Here is a 716-nt window from a genome sequence, read left to right as displayed (position 1 = left end):
TTTTTTGCCATTTAAATCCACTTTTTGAGACAAACCCACGCTCATGTTTTGCATCAAGGTGCTATCCAGCCTGAAAAAATCGCTCACATTAGCGTTGTTATAGCCTAAATACAAAACAGGGTTATCCCACTTGCTAATGACTTTTTCTTGAGAGCTTAAAGCGTCAATTTGCTCTTGTAAGGCTTGTATTTTTTGATTTTTAGAAAGGTATTTAGCTACAAAAGATTGGATCTCTAAATCTTTAGCAAAACCCAAACTAAAAAGCAATAAAAAAGCACTTAGAAGGCGTATTGAAACGCCCCTTTTATAAAACGCATTTATAAAAGATAGCATGCTCTTATAAATCCAGGCTTGTTTTAGCGCGATAAACCTGACCCTCTTTAGATTTAATATCCACCCTCACCTGCCATGTCCCATTCATAGAGAGATTGGTTTTAGCTTCATAAATGCCGTTTTTTTCACTCACTTGCGCCATTTCTTTCATCGCTGGCATGCCAGGCATTTCAGGCATCATAAACTGCACCCTAACGATAGCTTTTTCTAAAGCCTTACCTTTTAAAGTGGGGCTAAGCACGAAAGTGTTATCGCCTTTAATGGGGTTGCCCACGGATTTGATTTTCACTTCCAAGTCATTTGCTTTTAGGGTTTGCTCCCATGCGTTTAAACTCATAACCCCCAATACGCTTATTAAAAATAAAGCGGCTAATTTTTTCATC

The 716-nt window shown here is 38.0% G+C and carries 1 protein-coding gene and 1 pseudogene; both read right to left on the bottom strand.

From position 1 onward, the window contains the following. A pseudogene (gene crdB, locus IE271_RS44515) lies at window positions 1-333 on the bottom strand (copper resistance outer membrane protein CrdB); the annotation flags it as partial. Window positions 334-337: 4 nt separating this feature from the next. Then, a complete protein-coding gene (gene crdA, locus IE271_RS44510) occupies window positions 338-715 on the bottom strand; it encodes a copper resistance determinant CrdA (protein WP_000731592.1) in 378 nt (125 codons plus the stop codon). Window position 716: the final 1 nt, after the last annotated feature.

Source organism: Streptomyces minutiscleroticus (genome assembly GCF_014650875.1).
Classification (GTDB): domain Bacteria; phylum Actinomycetota; class Actinomycetes; order Streptomycetales; family Streptomycetaceae; genus Streptomyces; species Streptomyces minutiscleroticus.
Note: the sequence above shows the minus strand (reverse complement) of the source record. Positions and strands in the feature narration are given on the sequence as shown.